The following is a 7,119-nucleotide window of genomic DNA, read 5'->3' as shown; positions in this document are numbered from 1 at the left end:
TTCGGCGTTGATCTTCTTGAAGTACGCCTCCGCGGTCTTGCCGATCACGCCATAGGCGGAGGCCGGTCCGCTGTAGGGCATGATATTGCCGATCTTGATTTCGGTATCGGTGGCGCCGGTGTCGTATTTCTTCTGCGCAAACGCGCCGCTGCTGGTTGCGGCAAGCAATGCGAGGGCGGCCGAAACGGCTCCCAAACGCAAGTTGATAACGGACATTCTTTTCTCTCCCTGGGATCGTGAATGAATGCGGTGTGGTCTTTCTGCCGTGAGCGCTTGGCGGCTCTTGGCAGCATTCAATACCTTTCAACGGCGTGCAGCAACAACAAGCCCCCCGCGTGACGGTGTCGCGGGGAGGGTATTTACCGCACCCCCGGGGCGACAGTCCGGGGAGCGGAATATTAACCAAATGCCGGCCCTGTCGCTGACGACGTCGCCGGAACCTACCATTTCTGACCGCCCGGCGCGAACTACTTCTTCAGTTTACGGACGAGTTGCTCGGCGACGATCGCAACCTGCCTTGCGCCGTGCGGCACCAGGAAGATGGCAAGGAACAGCAGCACGCCGAACACCGCGCCGGAGAGACCCTTGGAGATGTGTTCGGCGATATTGGGCACGAAGATGATGAAGGCCGAGCCAACGATCGACCCCGGCAGCCAGCCGACGCCGCCGATGACCATGCCGACGAACAGCGAGATCGCGAGCGTGACGGTGTAGCTGTCCGGTGCCACGAACTGCACCGCAATGGCGCCGAGACCGCCGGCGACGCCGGTGACGCCGGCGGAGACGCCGAACGCCAGCGTCTTGTACAGCGCGACGTCGACCCCCATCGCGGACGCGGCGATCTCGTTGTCGCGGATCGCCATGAAGGCGCGGCCCGAGCGCGACCGCAGCAGGTTGACCGAGGCGATATAGATCCCGAGGCTGATCGCCAGTGTGAAATAATACAGCCACATGTCCTGCGACATCGTCAGGCCGAACGGCGGGTCTGGCTTGGTAACGACCAGTCCCTGCACGCCGCCGGTCCAATGCTCGAAAAAGCCTAGCTTAAGGAGTTGCGGCATGGCGACCGCCAGCGCGAAGGTCGCCAGCGCGAGGTAGATCCCGCTCAGTCGCAGCGCGGGCTGGCCGAACGCAAACCCGAAGCCAAAGCAGATAAGACCCGCGACCGGTAGCGTCAGCGCGTAATTCACGCCAGCATGTTCCATCAGGATCGCCGACGTATAGGCGCCGACCGCGTAGAACGCGCTCTGGCCGAGCGAGAACTGTCCGCTGCCGCCGGTCAGGATGTTGAGTGCGAGAACCGCCAGCCCGTAGATCAGGAGCATCGTCATCTGGAAGATGATGAAGTTCTTGAGGAACAGCGGTCCGATGATCAGCGCGGCCAGCATCACCAGCGAGGCGCCCAGGCCGAGCGTCATGCCTCGCTTCGGGACGGCCTCGACAGCCGGTGCTTTTGTGATGACTTCCTCAGCAGCGCTCATGATCAAACTCGCTTCACAATGGGCCGGCCCAGGAGTCCAGCCGGTTTGACAACCAGTACGGTGATGATCAGCGCAAGCGCGATCGGCAGTTTCAGCTCGTTACCGATGCCGGGAATGTAGGTTCCGGCGAGGTTCTCGAAGACGCCGACCAGGAAGCCGCCGATGACAGCGCCGAGCGGGCTGGACAGCCCGCCGAGCACCGCTGCGGCAAATCCGTAGACCAGCACGCCGCCCATCATGTTCGGCTCCAGGAACACGACGGGCGCGATCAGGATGCCGGCGATCGCGCCGATGGCCGACGCCATGCCCCAGCCCAGTGCGATCATCCACGAGGTGTTGATGCCGACGAGGCGGGCCGATTCGGGCAGCGCGGCGGCGGCCCGCATTGCAAGCCCGATGCGCGTGAACTGGAAGAAGAAGTAAAGGGCGATCAGCAGCACCAGCGTGACGCCGATCATCCCGGCCTGGTGGGTCGAGATCAGCTGGCTGCCGAGGAAGGGCGAGGTTCCGAACGGGGTCGGATACTGCTTGATGGTGAAGTCCCAGATCAGCCCGGCCACGGAGTTGACGATGGCGAACAGCGCGATGAAGCCGGCGACGTTGGTCAGGACCGGCGCCTTGGCGAGCGGCTTGAACAGCAACCGCTCGATGGCGATGCCGCCGGCAAAGGAGATTATCAGCGTGATCGGGAAGGCCCACCAGTAGGGGACGCCCCACTGCATCAACTGCCAGGAAATGAAGGTCGAGAACATCGCCATTTCGCCCTGGGCGAAATTGAGATGGTCGATCGCCTGGTAGATCATCACCACGGCGAGCGCCATGCAGGCGTAGATCGCGCCCGTGGCGATGCCGGCCAGGACTTGGTTGGTAAACAGTTCCATGGCCGTGCTCCTCAGTAGCCCAGATAGGATTTGCGGACGTCTTCGTTGGTCGCGATGTCCTTGGCGTCGCCCGACATCACGATCCGCCCGGTTTCGATGACATAGGCCTGGTCGGCGAGCTCAAGCGCCAGTTGCGCGTTCTGCTCGACCACCAGGATGGTCACCTTGTCCTCGCGGTTGATCTTGCCCAGAATCTTGAACAGTTCGCGCACGATCAGCGGCGCCAGGCCGAAGGAAGGCTCGTCCAGCAGCATCAGCCGCGGGCGCAGCATCAGCGCGCGGGCGACCGCAAGCATCTGCTGCTCGCCGCCGGACAGCGTGCCGGCTTGCTGGGTGTGCCGCTCCTTCAGCACCGGAAAGTGCTCGTACATGCGCTCGATGTCGGCAACCACGTTCTTCCTGTCGTTGCGCGAGATCGCCCCCAGCTGCAGGTTTTCCTCCACCGTCATGGTGGTGAAGGTCCCGCGCCCCTGCGGTACGTGCGCGATGCCGAGGCGGACGATGTTTTCGGTCGAGCGGCCGGTGAGCGGCTTGCCTTCGAACTCGATGGCGCCGGTCGAGCGCACCATGTTGCAGATCGCCCGCAGGGTGGTGGTCTTGCCGGCGCCGTTGGCGCCGAGCAGCGTGGTCAGGCTGCCCTCGTCGAGGGCGAAACTCAAGCCATGAAGCGCCTGAACCTGGCCGTAATACGCACGGAGGTCCTTGACGTTGAGCATCGCGGTCATTGGTCCTTGCTCCCCAGATAGGCCTTGATGACATCGGGGTCGGCCTGGACCTGGGCCGGGGTGCCCTCGGCGAGCTTGCGGCCGAAATTGAGCGCGACGACGTGGTCGGCGATCGACATCACCAGGCCCATGTGATGTTCGACCAGCAGCACCGTGACGTGGCGCTCGTCGCGCACCCGGCGGATCAGATCGCCGAGAACGTGCACTTCCTCGTGGTTGAGGCCGCCGGCGGGTTCGTCCAGCAGCAGGATCTTCGGATCGGCGGCGAGCGCGCGCGCCAGCTCGACGCGCTTCTGGGTGCCGAAAGGCAGGCCAGAAACCACGGTGTGAGCGACGCTGCCGAGGTTCAGATAGTCGAGGATATCGACCACTTTCCTGTTGATCTCGGCCTCGCCGCGCCGGACCCAGCCGAGCTGCAGGGAGTCCGAGATGATGTCGCTGGAGGTACGCGAGTGGGTGCCGACGCGGACATTGTCCAGCACCGACAGGTTGGGAAACAGCGCCACGTTCTGGAAGGTTCGGCCGATGCCGATCTCGGCGATCCGGTGCGGCGGCCGCGTCAGGATGCTCGCGCCTTCCATCAGGATATCGCCGGAACTCGGCTGGTAGAGCCTGGAGAGACAGTTGAACAGCGTCGTCTTGCCGGCGCCGTTCGGTCCGATCAGGCCGAGGATGGCGCCCTTGTGCATGTCAAAGGACACGCCGTTCAACGCGATGATGCCGCCGAACACGACGCTGACGTCGCGAACCGCGAGCAGGGGAGCATTTCCCTGCGCGAGCTGTGCCTGCGCCATCACGTCGCGCCCGTCATGGAGCGGCAAGCACCGCGCAATTCGCGCCGGTCATGATGAAGGCTACCTGATTCCCTCGGCCAAACGTGCAACTTTCCCTCCTGCTTTCAACTTCTTGTTCTCTGCATTTTTGGAAGCCGGTACTGCGCCGCCCAGCGCGGTCTCGATGTTCCTTACCATCGCCACCAGACGAGGTCCAATATCGTTCATCAAGCGGTCTTCCGTGAAACGGAATGCGGGCGCGCCGCAGTTGAAGGCGTACGGTCCGGTTCCGTCATTGAGCTTCAGCGCCACACCTACTGCGTGCACATCGCTCTGCCATTCGCCCGCCGAGATGGAGAATCCGTGCTTGGCCACCGTCTCGCCGGAACGCTCGATGCCGTCGCGCATCCGCGACCAGCGGCTGCCGTAGTGGTCGCGCAATTCGCGCAGCAAGGCGGCGCGCTCGTCGTCGGGCAAAGCCCAGATATAGGCGCGTCCCATCGCCGAGGTCGCAATCGGTACCCGCGAACCGACGTCGAGCTGCACGCCCAGCGTCAGCCCGTTCCGGCTTTGCCCGAAATAGATCATGCTGTGACGGTCGCGCCCGCCGACCGCTACCGCGCCGCCGGTCGCGCGCATCACTTCCTCGCGATAGGGTTCCGACAAATGCCGCACGCCGAGATTGGCCAGCGCGGCATACCCCAGCGCCATGGCTGATGGCGCGAGCTGGTACTTCTCGAACCGCGGAACCGGTGTAAGGTAGCCGAGCTTGGTCAGAGTGTAGGTCATCCGGGAAACGGTCGGCTTGGGTAATTTGGTGCGGGCGGCGATCTCCTGATTGCCAAGAAGCCCGTCATTGGGATGGAATGCGCGCAACACATCAAGTCCGCGGGAGAGCGCGACGACGAAGCTGCGATCGGTCGCCGTTTTCTTCCCGGAACGCTTCATTGCCTGCTGCTGATGAGCTCGTTGACAACGGACGTGCTTCAAAATAACCCTCGCTGTCAAGACGTGGAATTAAATTTCGCAGTGCGAAATCGATAAAAAGCGAACGTAGCGACTGAACGCAAGTCGCAGGGCAAAAAGTCGAGAAGCGAATCCGGGAAACTGATTCAAGAAACCGATTCAAGAACAAGCATCCAGGGAGAGTGCCGTGAACGAAGTGGTAAAAATCGAGCGTCATGACGTCATCGCCATCGTCACGGTCAACAGCCCTCCGGTCAACGCGCTCAGCGCCGCCGTGCGCGGCGGCATCTTCGAATGCATGAAGAGCGCGATCGCCGATCCCGAGGTCAAGGCGATCGTGCTGACGTGCGGCGGCCGCACCTTCATCGCCGGCGCCGACATCACCGAGTTCGGCAAGCCGCCGAAGCCGCCCGGCCTGCATGAGGTGCTGGACCTGATGGAGAGTTCGCCGAAGCCGATCATCGCCGCCATTCACGGCACGGCGCTCGGCGGCGGGCTGGAAGTCGCGCTGGCATGTCACTACCGCGTCGCCACCAAGGAAGCCCGCCTCGGCCTGCCCGAAGTCAAGCTCGGCCTGCTGCCGGGCGCCGGCGGCACCCAGCGGCTGCCGCGGGCGGTCGGTCCGGAGCTCGCGGTCAAGATGATCGTCGGCGGCGATCCGATCAGCGCGGCGGAAGCCCAGAAGCACGGGCTGATCGAGGAGATCGTCGAAGGCCCGGCCTCCGGCGGCGAAGCCTTCGCCCGCAAGGTGCTGGCGGAGAAGCGCCCGTTGCGCAAGTTGCGCGACGACGATTCCAAGCTCGCCGCCGCCCGGGCCGACCGCTCGATCTTCACCAACGCGGTCGCCGCCCTGACCAAGAAGGCGCGCGGACTGGAAGCGCCGTTCGCCGCGGCCGACGCCGTCGGCGCCGCCATCGACCTGCCGTTCGACGAGGGGCTGAAGAAGGAGCGCGAAGGTTTCCTCAAGCTGGTGGCGAGTGACCAGTCGAAGGCGCAACGCTATGCCTTCTTCTCCGAGCGCGAGGCCGCCAAGATCGCCGGCGTGCCCGACGGCACCAAGCCGCGCAATGTCGAGCGCGTCGCCATCATCGGCGCCGGCACCATGGGCGGCGGCATTGCGATGTCGTTCGCCAATGCCGGCATTCCGGTGACTTTGATCGAGACCGGCGAGGAGCAGCTCAAGCGCGGCATGGGCGTGATGCAGAAGAACTACGAGGCCACCGCCGCCCGCGGCGGCATCCCCGCCGACGCCCCGGCCAAGCGCATGGGCCTGATCAAGGGCGTGGTCGGCCTCGAGAACGTCAAGGACGCCGATCTCGTGATCGAGGCGGTGTTCGAGACCATGGCGGTCAAGAAGGAAGTGTTCGCCGCACTCGACAAGCACGCCAAGCCGGGCGCCGTGCTCGCCTCCAACACCTCCTACCTCAACATCGACGAGATCGCCAAGGTCACAAAACGTCCGCAGGACGTGCTCGGCATGCACTTCTTCTCGCCTGCCAACGTGATGAAGCTGTGCGAGATCGTGCGTGCCGACAAGACCGCGCCCGACGCGCTGGTCACCGCGGTCGCCGTCGCCCGCAAGATCGCCAAGGTGCCGGCCGTGGTCGGCGTCTGCGACGGCTTCGTCGGCAACCGCATGCTCGCGCAGCGCGGCAAGCAGTCGGAGAAGCTGCTGTTCGAAGGCGCGTTGCCGCAGCAGGTCGACGCCGTCGTGACAAAATTCGGGATGCCGATGGGGCCGTTCGCGATGAGCGATCTCGCCGGCCTCGATATCGGCTGGCGCTCACGCAAGGACCGCGGCATCAAGTCGGAAATCGCCGACGCGCTCTGCGAAGCCGGACGGTTCGGCCAGAAGACCGGCAAGGGCTATTACAAGTATGAGGGTGGCTCGCGCGCGGCGCTGCCCGATCCGGAAGTCGAGAAGCTGATCGACGAGACGCTGCAGCGCCTCGGCCGCAAGAAGCGGGTGGTCAGCGAAGACGAGATCCTCGAGCGCATGATGTACCCGATGATCAACGAGGGCGCGCGGATTCTCGAAGAGGGCATCGCGGCGCGTCCGAGCGATATCGACGTGATCTGGCTTTATGGCTACGGCTGGCCGATCTACCGCGGCGGCCCGATGTTCTACGCCGACCAGGTCGGGCTGAAGCACATCGCCGAGCGTTTGTCGTACTATGCGAAGGAGACCAACGATCCCTCGCTCGAACCGGCGCCGCTGCTCAAGCGCCTCGCCGCGGAAGGCAAGACCTTCGCCTCGCTGGCCCAGCAGTCGAAGGCGGCTTGATGGGGCGGC

The 7,119-nt window shown here is 64.3% G+C and carries 6 protein-coding genes and 1 pseudogene; 1 reads left to right on the top strand and 6 read right to left on the bottom strand.

The window, feature by feature from the left end; all coding sequences use genetic code 11:
• The 6 genes and pseudogenes from Q0D31_RS18870 to Q0D31_RS18845 form a co-directional block, all read right to left on the bottom strand.
• Nucleotides 1-216, bottom strand: a pseudogene (locus Q0D31_RS18870) (branched-chain amino acid ABC transporter substrate-binding protein); the annotation flags it as partial.
• A gap of 251 nt (nt 217-467) precedes the next feature.
• Nucleotides 468-1,481, bottom strand: coding sequence for a branched-chain amino acid ABC transporter permease (locus Q0D31_RS18865; RefSeq protein WP_291854348.1), 1,014 nt, complete (start codon nt 1,479-1,481; stop codon nt 468-470).
• 2 nt (nt 1,482-1,483) lie between these two features.
• Nucleotides 1,484-2,362, bottom strand: a complete 879-nt coding sequence (locus Q0D31_RS18860) for a branched-chain amino acid ABC transporter permease (RefSeq protein ID WP_291854345.1) — start codon at nt 2,360-2,362, stop codon at nt 1,484-1,486.
• An 11-nt stretch (nt 2,363-2,373) separates the two neighbouring features.
• Nucleotides 2,374-3,087 carry an ABC transporter ATP-binding protein gene (locus Q0D31_RS18855; RefSeq protein WP_291854343.1) on the bottom strand — a complete coding sequence of 238 codons (714 nt, stop codon included), beginning with the start codon at nt 3,085-3,087 and terminating at the stop codon, nt 2,374-2,376.
• Nucleotides 3,084-3,881, bottom strand: a complete 798-nt coding sequence (locus tag Q0D31_RS18850; RefSeq protein ID WP_291854369.1) for an ABC transporter ATP-binding protein — start codon at nt 3,879-3,881, stop codon at nt 3,084-3,086. The genes Q0D31_RS18855 and Q0D31_RS18850 overlap by 4 nt, the downstream gene beginning before the upstream one ends.
• Nucleotides 3,882-3,941: 60 nt before the next feature.
• Entirely contained in the window at nt 3,942-4,808 is an 867-nt protein-coding gene (locus tag Q0D31_RS18845; RefSeq protein ID WP_291854367.1) for an IclR family transcriptional regulator, read from the bottom strand.
• 205 nt (nt 4,809-5,013) lie between these two features.
• On the opposite strand from Q0D31_RS18845, the gene Q0D31_RS18840 reads away from it, so the two are divergent.
• The gene (locus tag Q0D31_RS18840) at nt 5,014-7,110 is read left to right on the top strand and encodes a 3-hydroxyacyl-CoA dehydrogenase NAD-binding domain-containing protein (RefSeq protein WP_291854341.1); all 2,097 of its coding nucleotides are present in this window, start codon (nt 5,014-5,016) and stop codon (nt 7,108-7,110) included.
• The last annotated feature ends 9 nt before the right edge of the window (nt 7,111-7,119 follow it).

This window comes from Bradyrhizobium sp. (assembly GCF_022844465.1).
Lineage (GTDB): Bacteria > Pseudomonadota > Alphaproteobacteria > Rhizobiales > Xanthobacteraceae > Bradyrhizobium.
The sequence above is the reverse complement of the archived record's forward strand: the minus strand, read 5'-3'. Positions and strand labels throughout refer to the sequence as shown.

Coding starts and splice junctions, on each gene's coding strand:
- Q0D31_RS18865 (WP_291854348.1), bottom strand. CDS start 1,481: ATGAGCGCTGCTGAGGAAGTCATCACAAAAGCACCGGCTGTCGAGGCC.
- Q0D31_RS18860 (WP_291854345.1), bottom strand. CDS start 2,362: ATGGAACTGTTTACCAACCAAGTCCTGGCCGGCATCGCCACGGGCGCG.
- Q0D31_RS18855 (WP_291854343.1), bottom strand. CDS start 3,087: ATGACCGCGATGCTCAACGTCAAGGACCTCCGTGCGTATTACGGCCAG.
- Q0D31_RS18850 (WP_291854369.1), bottom strand. CDS start 3,881: ATGGCGCAGGCACAGCTCGCGCAGGGAAATGCTCCCCTGCTCGCGGTT.
- Q0D31_RS18845 (WP_291854367.1), bottom strand. CDS start 4,808: ATGAAGCGTTCCGGGAAGAAAACGGCGACCGATCGCAGCTTCGTCGTC.